This is a genomic window from Arcicella gelida, assembly GCF_034931025.1.
GTDB classification, from domain to species: Bacteria; Bacteroidota; Bacteroidia; order Cytophagales; family Spirosomataceae; genus Arcicella; species Arcicella gelida.
In genome coordinates this window covers 114,200-132,750 of sequence record NZ_JAYGIL010000009.1, presented here as the reverse complement: position 1 = coordinate 132,750, position 18,551 = coordinate 114,200, and the positions used below count along the sequence as shown (strand labels likewise).

Here is an 18,551-nt window from a genome sequence, read left to right as displayed (position 1 = left end):
TAATTTTAATTGATGCAATATCCTTAAATATTAGGAAACTATGAAATCGTTTATATGGTATTAATAAATACTAATCAAACACCTTGATCAAATCAAACACCAAATCCGATTCAAAACCTTTGCTAAGGGCATAACTTAATAGTTTTTGTTTGCGTTTTAATGGATTACTTTCTTTAATTTCTTTCGCTTTTTTTTCAAGAAGCTCTGTTAACGTTTGGAGATAATCTTCGTCGTCAATTTCACTCATTCCTGCTTTTAAACAGTATTCCGACACGCCACGCATTTTTAATTCTTGACGAATTTTTAACCTTCCCCAACGTTTCTGACGGAATTTACTGCCTGCAAAAATTCTAGCAAAACGTTCTTCGTTGAGGTAATTATTCTCAATTAACCAAACAATCATCTCCTCCGCCTCATCGCCTTCAACTTCCAATTCAACAAGTCTTTTTCGTACTTCTTGCTGCGTGCGTTCTTGATAAGCACAAAAGTTGGCAGCCTTCACAAGTACTTCTCTGTTCATTATTTTCTACTATTTTTTGCTTTCTTTTCTTTGCCGAAAGAATCTTTTGCCACATAAATTACTCTGCTGATTAGACCAACCCCAGCGATTCCTCCAAAAAGAAGCATCATAATTGTTTTTTCATTCAACCCAAAATCTACAAGACTTGTAAAAGCCCAAACCAAAACCGCCAAGAGCATCAAACCTGCCACAGCCAATAATATATATGCGATATTTTTCATGTTAGAGTTTTTATGCGTTCCTACAAATTTCGTGGATAGCTTTTAAATGTTTTTATTATCAACTATAAATTTCGGATTTATGTTGAAAATATTTGAATCACTATTCATTCCCTGACTGGTAGCAAACGAGTTAGAAGAATGGGAATTGAACATTTCTCGGACGGATTACAAAATCCCTAAATCAGGAAGCTTAATCTCTCGGATAAGTTGCAAAATCCCTCAGTCAGGAAGCTTAATCTCTCTGACAAGTTACAAAATCCCTAAATCAAGAAGCTTAATATCTCGGACAAGTTGCAAAATCCCTAAATCAAGAAGCTTAATATCTCGGACAAGTTGCGAAACCCCTTAGTCGGGATGCTTAATTTCTCAGTCGGGATGCAAAATCCCTAAATCGGGTTGCTTAATCTCTCAGTCGGGTTGCTCATTCTGTGACTGGTCTCTCGACCATTTAAGTTCGGGAGACCAGTCACGGGAGGAAAACATCTCTTTCAAAAATAATTGGAATGTGTGTTTAGAAAGTATTTGGGATTTACTAAAAGGCAAGACATCCTTTCTAATAAAATTCGAGTGGGACGCTCTTCTTTGTTTTAGGTCTTAGGAGAGCCTAAGAGCAGTTTGATTATTTCTTTTTATTCATGTCGTCCAGAAGTGAACTTGCATTTGTATTATTGGGGTTAAGTTTCAAAGCCATTTTACAATTTGTTTCAGAGTCTTTGAATTGTCCTAAAACAAATTGAGATGCAGCAATACCATATAATACTTTGTCGTCTTTAGGATTTATTTTTGCTGCTTTTTGGTAATAGTAAACGGACTTTTGATACTGTTGATTGTCATAATAGATTGCTCCAAGATTAAAGCAAGCCTTAAAATAATTTGGATTAAGTCTTACTGCTTGTTCAAGTTTTGTAACTCCTATTTTTATCTGACCAAGTCCAATATAGCTTACTCCAAGTTTATAGTTTGAAGTATCAAGTTTGATATTTTTTTCTATGCACTTATTAAATGCAATGATTGCTTTGTCGTTAGTTTCATTATCATAAAGTTCGCTTGCTAATTTGTAAAGTTCTTCGTCTGTTTTAGTTTCAAGCGATTTTTCAAAGTCACTTTTTGAAATCAATGGTATTGTTGAATCTGCATTGCCAACGTCCCAACCATCATAAGTTTCAACTTTGAATTTCTTGGAAAGTTTTTCAAGTTGATTTTCTCTCTCCAAAAGTGAAGATCTTGTATGAATTTCTACTTTTTCAACGTGTAAAGCAAACTCATTCTTTTCACTCATTTCAAGTCTTACTAATTGGTAGTTGTCATTAAGTAATTCATTTTTTAGACTTTCAAGTTTTGATTTATCCTTGTCATAAAAAAAGTAACCGAACAGTAAAGGCTTTCTAGTGTCCACACCCTGAAGTTCCATTTTATCGAATATAGAATTTATGTTAGCCATTCTTTTGTTGTCCTGTGCATTGATACAACTAATAAAGTTTATGAAGATAGCAATTAGATAAAATATTTTTTTCATTATCGTTTGTCTGTTTTAGGATGTCCAACAAAATGGTACACGACGAAAATATAGCCACAATATACTAAATTATCGTCCTGTTTTGTGGCGGTAATCCATCAGAAAAAACCCTAATATTGAATTAAAAAGGCAAAATGCAGGTTTTTAAAATGCTTTTCTCTTTGAAAAACTTAACTTTGAAGATTGATATAGCCTTCCAAAAGACAATCTAATGCCCTTATCAAATGAATAGTATGAACCCAGATGTTATGCAAGCTCCCGTGGCGGCGATAAAGCCACATCCAATGACACTCCACGGCGATACTCGTCAAGATAATTATTATTGGTTAAACGACCCTGAAAATCCAGAAGTAATACAATATCTCGAAGCTGAAAATGCTTACACAGATGCCGTAATGGCACCAACAAAGGCTTTGCAGGAAGCTCTTTTCCATGAAATGAAAGGCAGAATCAAAGAAAACGATGAGTCTGTTCCAGTAAAAGATGGTAATTATTATTACTATTCAAGGTATATTGAAGGAGGAGAATATCCTTTGTACTGTCGTAAAAAAGGTACTTTGGAAGCCGAAGAAGAGATTATGTTGGATGGAAACGAAATGGCAAAAAATCATGCTTATTTTAGCATTGGGGGCTATGAGGTTTCCGACAATGAACAGATTTTGGCTTATGGAGTAGATACAGTCAGTCGAAGAAATTATACTTTGAAATTCATCAACCTCAGTACTGGTGAAATTCTACCCGACGAAATTGAGAATACAGAAGGCGGTGCTTACGCTTGGGCGACTGATAATAAAACGATTTTCTACATGGTGCGTGACCAACAAACTTTGTTGGCATCAAAAGTATTTCGCCATGTAATCGGTACAGATACTGCTGAAGATGTATTAGTTTATACAGAAGAAGACCCACAATTTTATATGGGTTTGGGCAGGATGAAGTCTAAAAAATACATCATTTCAGTGTCTGAACAAAATGGCGTTTCTACAGAATATCGTTTGTTGGAAGCTTCAAATCCTACTGGTGAATTTACTCCTTTTTATCCACGTGAAGAAGGTTTGGAATATGCCATCGAACATTTTGAGGATAAATTTTATATCAGAACCAACGCTCAAGATGCTACCAATTTTAAATTGATGGAAGTAAATGAAGCCGAAAGTACTGACATGACAAAATGGAAAGAAGTAATTCCACATCGTGAGGATACTTATTTGGATGGCATGGAGGTTTTTAAAAACCATTTGGTGTTGCAAGAAAGAAGTAAGGCTTTGATGCACATCCGCATTATTAATCAAAGTACAAAAGCGGAACATTATATTCAGTTTGACGAAACGGCTTATGATACTGGCGTATCTTCAAATCCTGATTTTGATACCAACATTCTTCGTTACTCTTATACTTCACTTTCTACGCCAAGTTCAGTATTTGATTATAATATGGATAGGCAAGACAAAACGCTTATGAAAGAGCAAACAGTTTTGGGCGAATTCAACAAAGAAGATTATATCAGCGAACGCCTTTTTGCTACCGCTCGTGATGGCGTAAAAGTACCGATTTCAATTGTTTACAAAAAAGGTTTCAAAAAAGATGGCTCGCAACCATTACTTCAATATGCTTATGGTTCTTATGGTTATTCGATTGACCCATACTTTTCAGCAGCAAGATTAAGTTTATTAAATCGTGGTTTTGCTTTTGCGATTGCCCATATTCGTGGCGGACAAGAAATGGGCAGACAATGGTACGAAGATGGTAAATTGCTAAAAAAGTTGAATACTTTCCATGATTTTATTGATGTTTCAGAATACTTGATTCAAGAAAAATGGACTTCAAAAGATACACTTTTCGCCAATGGTGGTTCGGCAGGTGGCTTATTGATGGGTACAGTAACCAATATGCGACCAGATTTGTACAAAGGTATTTTGGCGGCAGTACCATTTGTAGATGTGGTAACAACGATGCTCGACGAAAGTATTCCTTTGACCACAGGAGAATGGGAAGAATGGGGAAATCCGAAACAAAAAGAATATTACGAATACATGAAATCGTACTCGCCTGTCGATAATGTTGAAGCCAAAGACTATCCGAATATGTTAGTCACCACAGGTTTGCACGATTCGCAAGTACAGTATTTTGAACCTGCTAAATGGGTAGCCAAATTGCGTGCCTTGAAAACCAATAATAATCTTTTACTTTTCCATACAGATATGGAAGCTGGTCACGGCGGAGCATCGGGCAGATTCAAACGTTTCCATGATGTCGCTTTGGAGTATGCTTTTATGTTGAATTTGATGGAAATTAATGAGTGAGTTTAGAGTTTTGAATGCGGAATGAGGAGTATTTTTAACTTTTAAAATTTGACTAATCTAATTTAGGCATAGAGGAGTAGAGATTGATTATTAAAAGCTTAATGCTTTACCATGAATAATTTCCAAAGCAAAATAGTCTGGATTACAGGAGCTTCGTCGGGAATTGGCGAAGCACTGGCTTATCAATTTGCTAAAGAAGGAGCAAAACTGGTACTTTCGGCAAGGCGTGAAAAGGAATTACAAAGAGTGGCTGATGCCACAGGATTAAGTCCCGAAAAAGTACTGGTTTTACCAATGGATATGTTGAATTTTGATGTTTTTCCAGAAAAGGTAAAAACAGTTTTGGAACACTTCGATCAAATTGATGTGGTAGTTCAGAATGCTGGTATTACGCAACGTTCATTGGTAAAAGACACAGATTTTAAGGTTTATCGAGACATTATGGAACTGGATTTTTTTAGTACTGTGGCATTTACACAGGCAATTCTTCCCCATTTTAGCGAAAGAAAAACAGGACATTTTGTAGCGATTAGTAGCGTAGCTGGAAAAATCGGAACACCTTTAAGAAGTGGTTACTGTGCCGCAAAACATGCTTTGATTGCTTTTTTTGATTCATTACGAGCAGAAGTTTGGCAAGAAAATATACAAGTAACTGTCATTTGTCCGGGTTATATCAATACTTCTATTTCACTAAATGCCTTAGATGGTAAAGGAAATATTCACGGAAAAATGGATAAAAACCAAAGCCGAGGTATGACTGCCGAACGCTGTGCAGAAAGGATTGTAAAAGCTGTAAAATCGAATAAAAAAGAAGTATATATCGGAGGTTGGTACGAAGTAATGGGTGTATATCTAAAACGCTATTTACCTGCTGTGGTTTATAAATTGGTTCAGAAAGTAAATGCTTCAACATAATTTGGGATTGTGGATGTCAGATTTCGGATGTCAGCTTTCTGCAAATAGATTTTATAAATCCGACATTTGAAACCCGACATCCGACATCAAAATTATTTTCCCACACTACTCTTAACAGTATTCATTTCCATATAATCAACTACCAAGCTTGCCATTGATTTCATACCCAATACAAAACCACCTTCGTCGATATAAAAGTCAGGAGTGTGGTGTGGTGCTGTTTCTGAAATGGGTTTACCTTTGGGAGCTCCACCCAAGAAGAAGAAAACTCCCGGTACTTTTTGCTGATAGAATGCAAAATCTTCTGCTCCTGTTACGGCTGCTGTGATTGAAACATTTTCCTTACCTGCTACTCCTTCTAAAGTAGGAACCATTTTTTCCGTCAAAGGAATGTCATTATAAGTAACAGGACACATTCTAGTAATACTTACTTCTGCTGTTGCCCCTGCACTTTCAGCAATATTGGTAGCAATTTGAGAGATTCTAGCATGAATCATATCTTGCACACCAGTATCCAAAGCACGAATTGTTCCATTCATATTTACTTCTTCTGGAATAATGTTACTTCTTACACCACCATTAATTTGTCCAACAGTAACAACCGCAGCCGATTCTGTTACAGGGGCATTTCTACTCACAATGGTCTGCAAACCCATAATTACTTGTGAAGCCGTAACAATTGGGTCGATACTTGACCAAGGATAAGCTCCATGCGATTGCTTACCTTTGATTTTGATTTTAAACCAATCGGAACTCGCCATTGTACCACCCGGACGGTATTTTATTTTGCCAATTTCCGTTTGAGCATTAATATGCAAACCAAAAATGGCATCCACTTTCGGATTTTCAAGAACGCCTTCTTTAATCATTAAAGCTGCTCCACCCTCTTCTCCTTCTGGCGCTCCTTCTTCAGCAGGTTGAAAAATAAATTTTACCGTTCCTTTTAATTCACTTTTCATGGAAGCTAAAATTTCAGCAGTACCCATCAGAATTGCCACGTGTGTATCGTGTCCGCAGGCGTGCATAATACTTACAGGTTGTCCGTTGTACTCGCCCGTTGCTTTAGAAGCAAAAGGAATATTTACCCGTTCTTTCACTGGAAGTCCATCCATATCAGCACGTAAAGCAACTACTGGACCAGGTTTTCCACCTTTCAAAATACCAACAACGCCCGTTTTCCCTACACTCGTTTTTACTTCAATTCCTAACACACGTAAATGAGCAGCTACTTTTTCAGCTGTTTTAAATTCACGGTTACCTAGTTCTGGATTTTGGTGAAAATCTCTTCGCCAAGCTACCACTTTTGCTTCAAGACCTTCAGCTTTCTGTGCGATTTTAGATTTTAATAGAGAAGTGTTTTGCCCAAATGAAGTGGAAAGAGAAAACATCAACAATGCCACAGGCAGAATAATCTTTTTCATGAAAAGTTTGATTTAAGATGAAATGATGATGATTTAAAGCTAACATTTTAATCGTCATCTCCCAAATTTTTATAATCACTTTGAAGATTTATACCCTATTAAATATTGTATTTGATAACATTTATGATAGATAATGCTCAACACTGGCAAATTTTCCAACTATTTCATTCAAACATTTTTATCATGAAATAGTTACATAAAAGATGGGAATCGAATCTTGTGTCAAAATGCAATTTGTAAAATTTCCCAAATTTTCATCTTCAATTTTCTAGTTTCACCTAAGAAAATACTGCTTACATGCAATTGTTGCGCTATTAATTAGTGTTTCAACAAATAAAATTTGCATCAGCAATTAAATTCCTGTTATTTTTGCATAATATTTTAAATCATCAATTCAAACTAAAATCAAATGAACAAAAAACTACTATTTAGTTTTGTGTTTTTGCTTGCGCTCGTATTTCGAGTAGCTGCTCAAGACAGAACTATCACAGGGAAAGTTACATCTTCCGAAGACGGCTCAGCACTTCCTGGAGTAAGTGTTGGAGTAAAAGGTTCAACCAAAGGTACAGTTACCGCTTCTGATGGTTCTTACAAAATCAATGCTTCTAGTTCATCAACATTGGTATTCTCGTTTGTGGGCTTTAAAAAAACTGAAGTTCCTGCGGGTTCAAAATCAATTGTTAACGTTTCTTTAGTTTCTGAGATTTCAGACCTTGAAGAAGTTGTTGTCGTTGGTTATGGAGGTGGTCAGGCACGTCGTACATTAACAGGTTCTCAAGCATCTGTTAAAGGTTCGGACATTGCTAACATTCCTGTACAAACTTTTGACCGTGCTTTACAAGGTCGTGCGGCTGGGGTTCAGATTTCAGGTTCTAACGGTGTGCCGGGTGGTCAAGTACAAGTACGTGTACGTGGAGTAGGCTCTATCAAAGGAGGAAATGACCCTTTGTATGTAGTTGATGGAGTACAACTTAACACTTCAAGTAACTCTGCTTTTGCTTCAACAAACCCATTATCGTACCTAAACCCTAACGATATTGAAAACATCGAAATCCTGAAAGATGCTGCTTCTGCTGCTATTTATGGTGCTGCGGCGGCAAACGGTGTTGTGTTAGTTACTACTAAAAAAGGGAAAGCAGGAAAAACAAACATCTCTTTAGATTATAACACTGGTTATGTTGAACCAACCAAATATTTAGATGTATTAAATACACAAGAGTGGATTCAATTAAGAAGAGAAGCTTTGTTCAACCAAACTGGAAATGAGGCGACTGCAAGATCAGGTGCTTTGACGGGGGTAAGATTAAGTGGTACATTGACAGATGCTGAAATTGCGGCATTGCCTACTTATGATTGGCAAAAAGAGGCTTATCAAAGCGGTACTACTAACAATTATAATTTCTCAATGAATGGTGGTAACGAGAAAACTACTTTCTATTTATCAGGTGCATATAATCAATCTGATGCAAACGTTAGAAACGTAGATTACAAAGGAGGAAACTTTAGTGCTAAAATCAACAACAAAGTAAGTTCTCGTTTAAATGTTGATGCTGCAATCAACTTGAGTTCATTTATTCAAAGAGGTACTTTCGGTGGACCAAATGGTGGTAGTTTCTTGGGTTCTCCTTCATTCTCTTCTCCATTAATTTTACCAATGAACCGTATCTACAATGACGATGGTTCTTATTTTGGTACTCCTGCTGAAGGTGGTCTAGCTGGTATTTTGAATCAAAACGTTCTGATGGTAAGTGATTTGAATAAAATTAATTCAAGAACAAACCAAGTTATCAGTTCATTAGGTTTAACTTTCAAAATTATTGAAGGCTTATCTTTCAGACCTTACGCTAGTTTGGATTACCGTACAATCAACGGTTATAACTTCCAAGACCCTCGTACTGCTGATGCTTTCAACGTAAAAGGTCGTATTTCTGCCCAACAATTTGAGTTAATCAACTTCTTGACGAATGCTACTTTCATGTATGACAAAGCGATTAAAACTGACCACAAAATCAGTGCTTTAGCTGGGGTTGAATATCGCCAAAATACTCAAGAAAACTATCAAACAACTGCTGAAGGTATTCCTACTCCACAGTTTACGACTCAATCTTCGGCAGCAAATCCTATTTCAATATTTAGTTCTTGGACTGGTTTCAAGAAGGCAGGTGTTTTCACTCGTTTTAGCTATGACTTCAAAAATAAGTATTTCTTAGGACTTACTGCTCGTTATGACGGTTCTTCAAGATTCGGTGCTGAAAACCAGTACGGTTTCTTCCCAGGTGTTTCAGCTGGTTGGGATATTTCTGGAGAAGATTTCTTGAAAAACAATCCTTCTATCTCCCAATTGAAACTAAGAGCTAGTTATGGTACTTTAGGTAACGACCAAATCGGAAACTTTGATTCAAGAGGTTTATATGGTGGTGGTGCTAATTATAACGGACTTTCAGGTATTTCTCCAGCAAGTTTGAGTAATGCTTCTTTGAGATGGGAAAAAAACACGACTACCAACTTTGCATTAGACTATGGTTTCTTTAACAGTCGTGTTCAAGGTTCAATTGAATACTTTGTGCGTACAAGTAGCGATTTATTGTTAGACCAACCTGTTCCTCAAACTAGTGGTTTTGGTACTATATCTAACAACTTGGGTGGTATGCAGAATAAAGGTCTTGAATTTAGTATCAAAACTACAAATATTGATAAAGGAGGTTTTAGATGGACAACTGATTTTAACATCACCAAAATTGATAACAAAATCACAACACTTTATGATACTTTAACGACTTTGCCAGGTCGTACAGTAGATGAGCAAATTAAAATCGGCCATCCTTTGAACTCTATTTATGTAGCAGAATATGCAGGGGTAAATCCAGCAACTGGTCGTGCAATGTGGTATGATAATGCTGGTAACATCATTTATCGTATCGCTGGTAATGTTGATTCATATTCAAAAATTATCGGTAGTCAAATTCCAAATTTATATGGTGGTTTTACCAATGACTTCTCTTATAAAGGATTTGACTTAAATGTATTATTTACTTATGAATATGGTCGTACAGCATACAACAACCAATCTGCATTTATGTTTGAAAACGGTGGACGTGCATTCAATACTTTACGTTCAGTTTATGAAAGCCGTTGGACAACCCCAGGACAGATAACAAGTACACCAAGACCATTCAATAATAACACTGAAGTACTTGGTTCGAGTATTACTACCAATCTTGGGTCAAGAGTATATGAAGATGCTTCTTATATTCGCTTAAAAACTATTTCATTAGGGTATAATATTCCTAAAACAGCTTTAAGTAAATTTGGGTTAGCGTCTGCTAGAGTTTACTTACAAGCGTATAACTTATATACTTGGACTAAATGGTCTGGCTTTGATGCAGAATGGACAAACTTAGGAAGTGGTAACAGTGGTATTGTTCCACAACCACGTGTTGTAACTGCGGGTGTTAGATTAGGGTTCTAAGTTTAGAAAATAAACGTTTTTAGAAACATTTAAAGAGAAAATCAAATGAAATTAAAAAATATATTTAAACCCCTTGCACTTGGTCTAGTACTCACTGCAAGTTCATGTAGTGATCTTTTGGACGTACAACCACGTCAATCAATTGATTCTGCTACAGCCCTTACTAGCGAAGATGCTATTCGTGCTGCCGTTAATGGTGTATATGATGTCTTGCAATCAACATTCCTTTATGGTCGTGATTTGATTGCTATTCCAGAAGCACTGGCAGATAATGGACGTGCTACCAATAAGTCTGGTCGTTTAGTGGCTGAATACCAAAACCAAGCTACCAACGCACACTTCCAAATTTGGGAAAGAGCATACAATGCTATCAATCAATTAAACTTGATTTTAGAAGCACTTCCTAAAGCTACAGCTGTTCCGGTAGCTACTAGAGATTCTTTTGAAGGACAAGCTTCTATGTTAAGAGCTTTACTTTACTTTGAACTAGCTCGTTGTTATGGTTACGAACCAAAAGTAGTAGTTACACAATCTGATAGAGGAACTGTACCTCTTCATAAAAAAGGTGTTTTAGATCTTGCACAAATTGAAAGATTACCTCGTGCAACGATTGCAGAAACATATGATTTCATTTATTCAGATTTGACAAACGCAGTAGCTAAATTATCTACAGTAACACTTTCAACAGCTTATGCTAACAAAGGTGCTGCTAATGCTCTTTTCTCAAGAGTAGCCTTGTATCGTGGTGATTATGAAAATGCTATCAAATATGCAAATGCTGCATTGGCTTCGGGTATTGGTAAATTCCAAACAAAGGATGCTTATGTTGGTGCTTGGCGTGTAGCAAATCACCCAGAATCGATGTTTGAAATTGTATATCAAACGAATGAAAACATTGGTGTTAACCTTTCATTACAAACAACTTATACAACTTTGGTACAATTAGGAAATACTGCTACTACTGGTGGTTTCGGTGACTTAGTTCCAACCGCTGCTTTATTAGCCACTTTTGAGCCAGGTGATGTAAGACGCAATTTATACGAAAGAGGAACGGCTGGTAGAGGAACGGCTGAAATTGAATGTACTAAATTCTTTGGAAGAAATGGTGTTGTTAACTTAGATAACATCCCTGTAATTCGTATTTCTGAAATGTATTTGAACCGTGCCGAAGCTTATGCACTTTCTGGAAAAGAAACTGAAGCATTAGCTGATGTGAACACAATTCGTACTCGTGCTGGTTTAGAGGCAAAAACAGGTTTAACTGGACAAGCTTTAATTAATGAAATTGCCAATCAAAGACGTATCGAATTAGCATTTGAAGGACATCGTTTCTTTGATTTGAAACGTCGTGGACAAGATATTATCAAAGATGCCCCAGCTCAAAATCTTGCTTATACAGATTTCCGTATTTTATCATTTATCCCAAATCGTGAAATTCAAGCGAATTCTAACTTGAAACAAAACGTCGGATACTAATATTTTCAATATTTAAAGAAATTTCAGATGAAAAGAATAATCAATATATCATTGCTTTTACTTGTCATGACTTCTTTATTTTCATGTTTTGATGAAAATAAACCAGTTTTCGACAAACTAACACTTGTAGAATTTCAAGACGCTGTCGTGGGTTCTCCAGCTTTAGGAAAAACATTTCCTTTATTAGCTTCTACTAATGCTGTGCAAACAAAAACATTAAGAATTAACTTAGTGGGTGCACAACGTGAGACAGAATCAGTAATCAAATTTTCGGTTGATCCAACTGAAACTACTGCAATTGCGGGTACTCACTACGATTTAGCAGGTGCTACTACCATTACAATTCCAGCAAAATCTAGCTTTGGTGAATTAAAAGTAAATATCCTAAAAGCACCTGCACAGGCTAATCAAACAGCTACTGTAGTTTTTGTTTTAGAAGGAAACGGAACAGATATTAGCCCAAATGCTAATTACAAAAGAGTAGGTTATAGAATTACTTTGTAGTTTACTGTTTTCTTGTTTAAGATAAAAAAGCCTTCTTGGAAATTCCGAGAAGGCTTTTTTATCTTAAACTTTTGAAGTTTTGAAATACACTTTGTAAAGCCAATATCCGCCCAAAGCGAGCAACATAAACATCCAAAGTTTTGTAACAAATATTAATACTTCTTCAAAAAGAAACCATCCTGTTCGCACACTTTGCCAGATTCTAAGAAAGAGATTAGGTTGATAAGCAAAAGGGTTTTCCATATTAGGAAGCATTTCTACAGTATTAGTAACAGGTTGATACAATTCAACAGTGAGTGTACTGTAATTTACTTGGTCGTTCAAACTCATTGTTTGTACTTTGTTATTATCGGCTTGGGTTTGATAATCCAGTAATTTCTCTTCTGACGCTGTAGTTTCTACTAATTTTTTACCCTTCTCATTTATCTCTTTTTCAAAACGATTTTCAAATTTTGAGAAGCGTTTTTTCCGTAAATCGCTTGCGATTAATGAAAAACTCACATCATCCGCAGCAATTCTTTTACGCTCTACAAATGTCATTACTGGTTGTATTTCCCTCAGTACTTTATCAAAGTATTGATTCGGGATTCTCATCGTAATTTGGTTTGTAACTTCGTATGCTTTGTTGTGCAAAATAGAATCTTCACTTATTTCCACTTCATTGGTTTTAATTACATTCGTTAAGAGTTCTGCCTCCGTCACAAAACCATTATACTTTTCTATAATGTCTTCAATCTTGTTGGTGGCATCTTGTACATTTTTTACTTTAAACCTCAAATCAGCAGTTTTAATAAATTTCCTTTTTTCAAAGGGTTCCAAGCTAGTTGTAGGACCATTAACTGCTAAAGAATCAGACATTTCTGTTGAGTCAGTCGTTTCAACTTTTTGTTCAGAACAACTAGTAAACATAAGCATTGCATAAATTACAATGACAGAAAGAGAGAATTGGTAAGTTTTCATTGCTTGTAAAGGTTTTAGTTTACAATAAAACGCCAACAATCTATCAAGTATTGCGAATACTTAAAAACTTATTAAAATAAACTTAAAAACTTATTAAAATAATTTTTAGATTATAAAAAAACCTCAAGTTTAGATAAACTAAACATGAGGTTTTCTTTTAGGATTATTCAACAGAAAGCTAAATCGTAATCAACATTGCTCCATAAGAATATCCACCACCGAATACTGTTACAATGATATTTTCTCCTTTTTTAAATTCTGTTTTATGTTCATCCAACACAATGGCACAACCAGCACAACCTGTATTACCTAAGTACTGAATATTAGAAAGCATAATATCTTCTGAAACACCTAAAGTACCAGCTACATTCTTAGAAATTCTAAGGTTTGCCTGATGTGGTGCAATATAGGCTACATCATTAATGCTAAGATTGTTTCTTTCTAATATTTGTAAGCTTGCCTTTGGCATATAAGTACAAGCATTGATAAATACATCTCTACCAAAAGGCATAACTAGTCCTTTTTCGTTTAACTTCAACGTTACACTTTCAGATGCTTTACCTACATTGGCGGCACCGCCAGTTAATAAATCTTTAATCTCCCAGTTTCCTTCGCCTGTACTTTCTTTAGAAATAGAAACTACCACAGAACCATCTCCCCAAAGGTGTCCAGCTTTAGTATCTTCTTCGTTATTATAAGCTGTATTATGTTCTGACGCAACTACCAACGCTTTGGTGGCTTTACCTAGGGCAAAATATCCTTGAACAATTTCAATGGCATTTAACAAAGATGAACAAGCAGATGAAATAGTAACTACTGGTATTTCGCTAACATTAATATGATGTTGAATTGCATGAGCTAATGTAAAAATACTGTCATAAGGTGTATAAGTTGCACCAACAATTAAATCAACTTCTGAAATATCATAAGGTAAGCTTTCTTTAATTTTATCAACAGCGGCTATCGCCATTGTGTGTGTATTCTCTTCGGCTGAAGCTTTACGACGTTGGCGAATGCCAGTACGTTCGGTAATCCAGTCGTCAGTTAATCCATTTAATTCTTCAAAATAAGCATTGGTAATAATTTGTTCGGGCAAATAACTTGCTATAGCGTTTATAAACATTTGGGTTATTTTGGTCTTTTCTTGTAAATGTCAACGTAATCTCCTGACAATGAACTTGGTATAACTTTATGAGTATTCCGATTTCATTGACGACCACAAAAAATTAAATTTTGGGTCTAAATCTAATACAAAGGAACTCAATGTTTTTTCATAGTACAACAATTTATTAGAAATAAACAATTTTTACTTAATAAAGTCCTGTAATTTTTTGTACTATTTCCATGTTTTTTGGATAAATCCCATAAAAATAAAGCTAAATACTAAATTCAACAAATTTTAGCGAATGGAAGTCCAAAAATTACGATTCAATACTAAAATGATATTAGTCATTTTACAATGGATGATATTCATCACTCATCTATCTTGCTTCTGTCTTTTTCTTGAACCACACCTTTTTACTTTTGTTACTTACCTCACCTGATTTTGGTTGTACTTTTTGTGAAGACTGTGGTTTTGCTTGAATTGGTGTTGGTGCCACAGAATTACTGTTTTTAAAGGCATGGTCTTCAATTACAGGAATATTCTTGGCAATCAATTTTTGAATATCTCTTAAATAATTCTTCTCCTCCGAATCACAGAAAGAAAATGCCGTTCCGTTTGCTCCTGCTCTACCTGTACGACCAATTCTATGCACGTAAGTTTCAGGAATATTCGGAATATCGAAATTGATTACATAAGCTAAATTATCCACATCAATTCCTCTAGCGGCAATGTCAGTAGCGACCAATACTCTAGTTGTTTTACTCTTGAAATTATCTAAAGCTCGCTGACGAGCATTCTGTGCTTTATTTCCATGAATTGCCTCAGCTTTGATGTCATTTTTCGCCAAAACTTTCACCACTTTATCAGCCCCGTGTTTAGTACGAGTAAATACTAAAACGGTTTCGATAGATTTATCTTTCAAAATATCCATCAATAAAGCGTTTTTTTGGTCTTTTTCTACAAAATATACTGCTTGTTTGATTGTATCAGCGGTTGACGAAACTGGTGTTACTTCTACTTTAACAGGTTTGTATAAAATATTATCCGCTAATTTCTGAATTTCAGGAGGCATCGTTGCCGAGAAAAACAAAGACTGACGTTTGGCAGGAAGAAAAGTAAGAATTTTCTTGATGTCATGCACAAAACCCATATCTAACATACGGTCGGCTTCATCCAAAATAAAGATTTGAATATCTTTTAATGAAATAAATCGCTGATTGATTAAATCTAACAATCTACCCGGTGTGGCAACCAAAATATCTACGCCATCTTGTAAAACATCTGTTTGACGTCCTTGTTTTACTCCACCAAAAATAACAGTATGTTTTAGTCCAGTAAATCGTCCATAAGCTTTAAAACTTTCGTCTATTTGAATCGCCAATTCACGAGTTGGCGTAACGATTAAGGCTTTAATACTTCTTTTCCCACGATGTTGAACAGGGTTTTGACACAACAATTGAATCGTTGGAATAGCAAAAGCAGCCGTTTTGCCTGTACCTGTTTGGGCTACTCCTAGCAAATCTTTTCCTTGAAGTATTGTTGGAATCGCTTGGGCTTGAATAGGTGTTGGATTACTGTAACCTTCCTCAACTAATGCTTTTTGGATAGGCTCAATTAAATTTAATGTTTGAAATGACATGATGATATTGTTAAAAACGAAAAAGGTTTTAATATGCAAAACGGGCATACAAAACACTAAAAATCAAATAATTACTTATAATTAATAAGCGAAAAAAGTATCATTTATTGTACTCCTTTATGTAATAATCTTATAATTTTCTAAATGAAATATTTAATAATTTAGAAAACTCTGAAATCCTTTTTACTTCATTCTGACTTACAAAACAGATTGAAATACCTCTTTTTCCAGCTCTGGCAGTTCTACCACTTCTGTGGGTATAATATTCGGGTTGGTCTGGCAATTGGTAGTGAATTACATAAGCCAAATCGTCCACATCAATACCTCTTGCAGAAATATCCGTAGCGACCAATATTTTCAATTTGTGATTCTTGAAAGCACGCATTACTTTATCTCTTTCACTTTGCTGTAAATCTCCATGAATAGCATCTACTGCTATATTTTTACTAATAAGTTGTTTGGTCAATGTTTGAACAGCCGCTTTTGTTCTGCAAAATATAATTCCTGTAGAAGCACCCATCGTTTTCAAAAATTGCATTACAAAATCAAACTTTTCTTTTTCCTCACACACAAAAAACTGATGTTCAATTAAATTATTCACCACTTCGCTTTTACTTACTTGAACGGTATGTGTGTTTTTAGACATATAAGTATCCACCAATTTCTGCAAAGCAGTTGGTAAAGTAGCCGAAAACAACCATTTTGAAGCATCATGAGGCGTTTGTCTGAGAATATTATCTAACTCATCTTTAAAACCCATGCTCAACATTTCGTCGGCTTCATCCAAAATCAAGGTTTTAACAGCACTCAAATTCACAGCTTTTCTAGCCAATAAATCAATGAGTCTGCCCGGTGTGGCTACAATAATCTGAGTTGGTTTCGATAAAGCTCTTAATTGAATATCTATTTTTTCGCCTCCATAAACTGCTTCTACAAATATTTTTTCTGGTGCATACTTTGTCAATTTGAACAAATGCTTGGCTATTTGTTGACAAAGTTCACGAGTTGGGGCTAAGATTAACGCTTGAACTTCTTTTGATTTAGGATTTACTTTCATCAAAAGCGGTAAACCGAAAGCAGCAGTTTTACCTGTTCCTGTTTGTGCTTGTCCAATAAAATCGTTTTGATTTTTTAATAAGTAAGGAATAGCTTTTTCCTGTATTTCAGAAGGCTTATTGATATTCAGTTCAGTCAATGCTTGGATGAAATGCTCTGATACGCCTAATTGTTTGAATGTTGCCAAAATTGTATTTTTTTATTGACAAAGGTAAGGAATTATTAATGAAGAAGCTCTTTGATAAACGATGATACAAAAAAGGCTACAAGTTAGGTTACTTGTAACCTTTGATTTTTTCTTAAAAATTACCAAGCCATTCTTGGCAGTGGACTCACATCTTGTTTACAAAACTCGCCTTTTTCAGCTTTGAAATGTGCTGCCATCGCTATCATTCCAGCATTATCGGTACAATATTGAAAAGCTGGAATATAAACATTCCAATTTTCTTGTTCTCCCATTTTTTGCAATTCTGCTCTTAAACCAGAGTTTGCTGAAACACCACCAGCAATCGCTATTTCTTTTATTTTGTATTGCTTCGCTGCTTTTTTAAGTTTCTGTAAAAGAATTTTTATTAAAGTAGCTTGCATCGAAGCACAAATATCTGCCAAATTTTCTTCAACGAAATTGGCATTTTTCTTTGTTTCTTTCTGTAAGAAATATAAAAATGAAGTTTTAATTCCTGAGAAAGAGTAATTCAATCCTTGCATTTCTACCATCGGGAAGGGGAAACGTTCTGGATTTCCTTCTTTAGCGTATTTATCAATTAAAGGTCCACCTGGATAAGGCAAATTCAATAATTTAGCGGTTTTATCAAAAGCTTCGCCAACAGCATCGTCTTGGGTTTCGCCAATTACTTCCATTTCCAAAGGCGAACGCACAAATACAATTTGCGTATGTCCTCCGCTTACTGTTAGGCATAAAAACGGAAAATTGGGTTTAGGTTCATCAATAAAATGAGCCAAAACATGGGCTTGCATGTGGTGAACATCAATCAAAGGGATATTCAAACCCATTGCCAAAGCCTTGGCAAACGAAGTACCTACTAATAATGAACCTAAAAGCCCCGGTCCACGAGTAAAAGCAATGGCATTTAGGTCATTTTTTGTTATCTTCGCTCTTTCAAGTGCCTCTGCCACAACAGGTACAATATGTTGTTGATGTGCACGGCTAGCTAATTCGGGAACAACCCCGCCCCATTTTGTATGGATAGCTTGGCTTGCTACAATGTTGGAACAAATTTTGCCGTTAATAATTACAGCTGCTGAGCTGTCATCACATGATGATTCGATTGCTAAGATTGTCATAATAATGCAAAGATAATGAATGCTAGTTGATAGAACACAGTGAAAACAATACCTTAGTAATTCTGTAGTTTACTCTAAAGCTTTTTCTTAGCATTCAACACATTTTATTATAAGTAAAAGGATAAATTAAATACAGATAAC

The 18,551-nt window shown here is 35.5% G+C and carries 14 protein-coding genes; 5 read left to right on the top strand and 9 right to left on the bottom strand.

Annotation, left to right across the window (positions count from 1 at the left end):
- Window positions 1-70: 70 nt before the first annotated feature.
- The 3 genes from VB776_RS09395 to VB776_RS09385 all read right to left on the bottom strand — a co-directional run bounded on the left by VB776_RS09395 (window position 71) and on the right by VB776_RS09385 (window position 2,257).
- Entirely contained in the window at window positions 71-520 is a 450-nt protein-coding gene (locus VB776_RS09395) for a regulatory protein RecX (RefSeq protein WP_323328340.1), read from the bottom strand.
- Window positions 520-741, bottom strand: a complete 222-nt coding sequence (locus VB776_RS09390; RefSeq protein ID WP_323328338.1) for a hypothetical protein — start codon at window positions 739-741, stop codon at window positions 520-522. Before VB776_RS09390 ends, VB776_RS09395 begins: the two co-directional genes overlap by 1 nt.
- A gap of 619 nt (window positions 742-1,360) precedes the next feature.
- The gene (locus tag VB776_RS09385; protein WP_323328336.1) at window positions 1,361-2,257 is read right to left on the bottom strand and encodes a tetratricopeptide repeat protein; all 897 of its coding nucleotides are present in this window, start codon (window positions 2,255-2,257) and stop codon (window positions 1,361-1,363) included.
- A 224-nt stretch (window positions 2,258-2,481) separates the two neighbouring features.
- Between VB776_RS09385 and VB776_RS09380 the strand changes: the two genes are divergently transcribed.
- Together VB776_RS09380 and VB776_RS09375 are read left to right on the top strand one after the other, a co-directional pair.
- Window positions 2,482-4,560, top strand: a complete 2,079-nt coding sequence (locus VB776_RS09380) for a S9 family peptidase (RefSeq protein ID WP_407653809.1) — start codon at window positions 2,482-2,484, stop codon at window positions 4,558-4,560.
- A 111-nt stretch (window positions 4,561-4,671) separates the two neighbouring features.
- Window positions 4,672-5,475: an SDR family oxidoreductase gene (locus VB776_RS09375; protein WP_323328334.1), complete on the top strand. Its 804-nt coding sequence runs from the start codon at window positions 4,672-4,674 to the stop codon at window positions 5,473-5,475.
- A gap of 92 nt (window positions 5,476-5,567) precedes the next feature.
- On the opposite strand, the gene VB776_RS09370 is transcribed toward VB776_RS09375, so the two are convergent.
- Complete coding sequence (locus tag VB776_RS09370) at window positions 5,568-6,896, bottom strand: amidohydrolase (protein ID WP_323328332.1); 1,329 nt, start codon at window positions 6,894-6,896, stop codon at window positions 5,568-5,570.
- Between the two features lie 409 nt (window positions 6,897-7,305).
- On the opposite strand from VB776_RS09370, the gene VB776_RS09365 reads away from it, so the two are divergent.
- From VB776_RS09365 to VB776_RS09355, 3 genes are read left to right on the top strand one after another with little or no spacing between them, the layout of a single operon-like run.
- Window positions 7,306-10,365, top strand: a complete 3,060-nt coding sequence (locus VB776_RS09365) for a SusC/RagA family TonB-linked outer membrane protein (protein WP_323328330.1) — start codon at window positions 7,306-7,308, stop codon at window positions 10,363-10,365.
- Between the two features lie 45 nt (window positions 10,366-10,410).
- Entirely contained in the window at window positions 10,411-11,841 is a 1,431-nt protein-coding gene (locus VB776_RS09360) for a RagB/SusD family nutrient uptake outer membrane protein (RefSeq protein ID WP_323328328.1), read from the top strand.
- A 27-nt stretch (window positions 11,842-11,868) separates the two neighbouring features.
- Window positions 11,869-12,345, top strand: coding sequence for a DUF4843 domain-containing protein (locus VB776_RS09355; RefSeq protein ID WP_323328327.1), 477 nt, complete (start codon window positions 11,869-11,871; stop codon window positions 12,343-12,345).
- A 63-nt stretch (window positions 12,346-12,408) separates the two neighbouring features.
- Here the strand turns inward: VB776_RS09355 and VB776_RS09350 are convergent, their stop codons facing one another.
- The 5 genes from VB776_RS09350 to tsaD form a co-directional block, all read right to left on the bottom strand.
- Window positions 12,409-13,305, bottom strand: coding sequence for a DUF4349 domain-containing protein (locus VB776_RS09350; RefSeq protein ID WP_323328325.1), 897 nt, complete (start codon window positions 13,303-13,305; stop codon window positions 12,409-12,411).
- A gap of 178 nt (window positions 13,306-13,483) precedes the next feature.
- A complete protein-coding gene (locus VB776_RS09345; RefSeq protein ID WP_323328323.1) occupies window positions 13,484-14,428 on the bottom strand; it encodes a 3-oxoacyl-ACP synthase III family protein in 945 nt (314 codons plus the stop codon).
- 358 nt (window positions 14,429-14,786) lie between these two features.
- Window positions 14,787-16,049, bottom strand: coding sequence for a DEAD/DEAH box helicase (locus VB776_RS09340; RefSeq protein WP_323328321.1), 1,263 nt, complete (start codon window positions 16,047-16,049; stop codon window positions 14,787-14,789).
- 130 nt (window positions 16,050-16,179) lie between these two features.
- On the bottom strand, window positions 16,180-17,292 hold the full coding sequence (locus VB776_RS09335) for a DEAD/DEAH box helicase (protein ID WP_323328319.1): 1,113 nt from the start codon (window positions 17,290-17,292) through the stop codon (window positions 16,180-16,182).
- Between the two features lie 119 nt (window positions 17,293-17,411).
- The gene (tsaD, locus tag VB776_RS09330) at window positions 17,412-18,410 is read right to left on the bottom strand and encodes a tRNA (adenosine(37)-N6)-threonylcarbamoyltransferase complex transferase subunit TsaD (protein ID WP_323328317.1); all 999 of its coding nucleotides are present in this window, start codon (window positions 18,408-18,410) and stop codon (window positions 17,412-17,414) included.
- Window positions 18,411-18,551 lie beyond the last annotated feature (141 nt).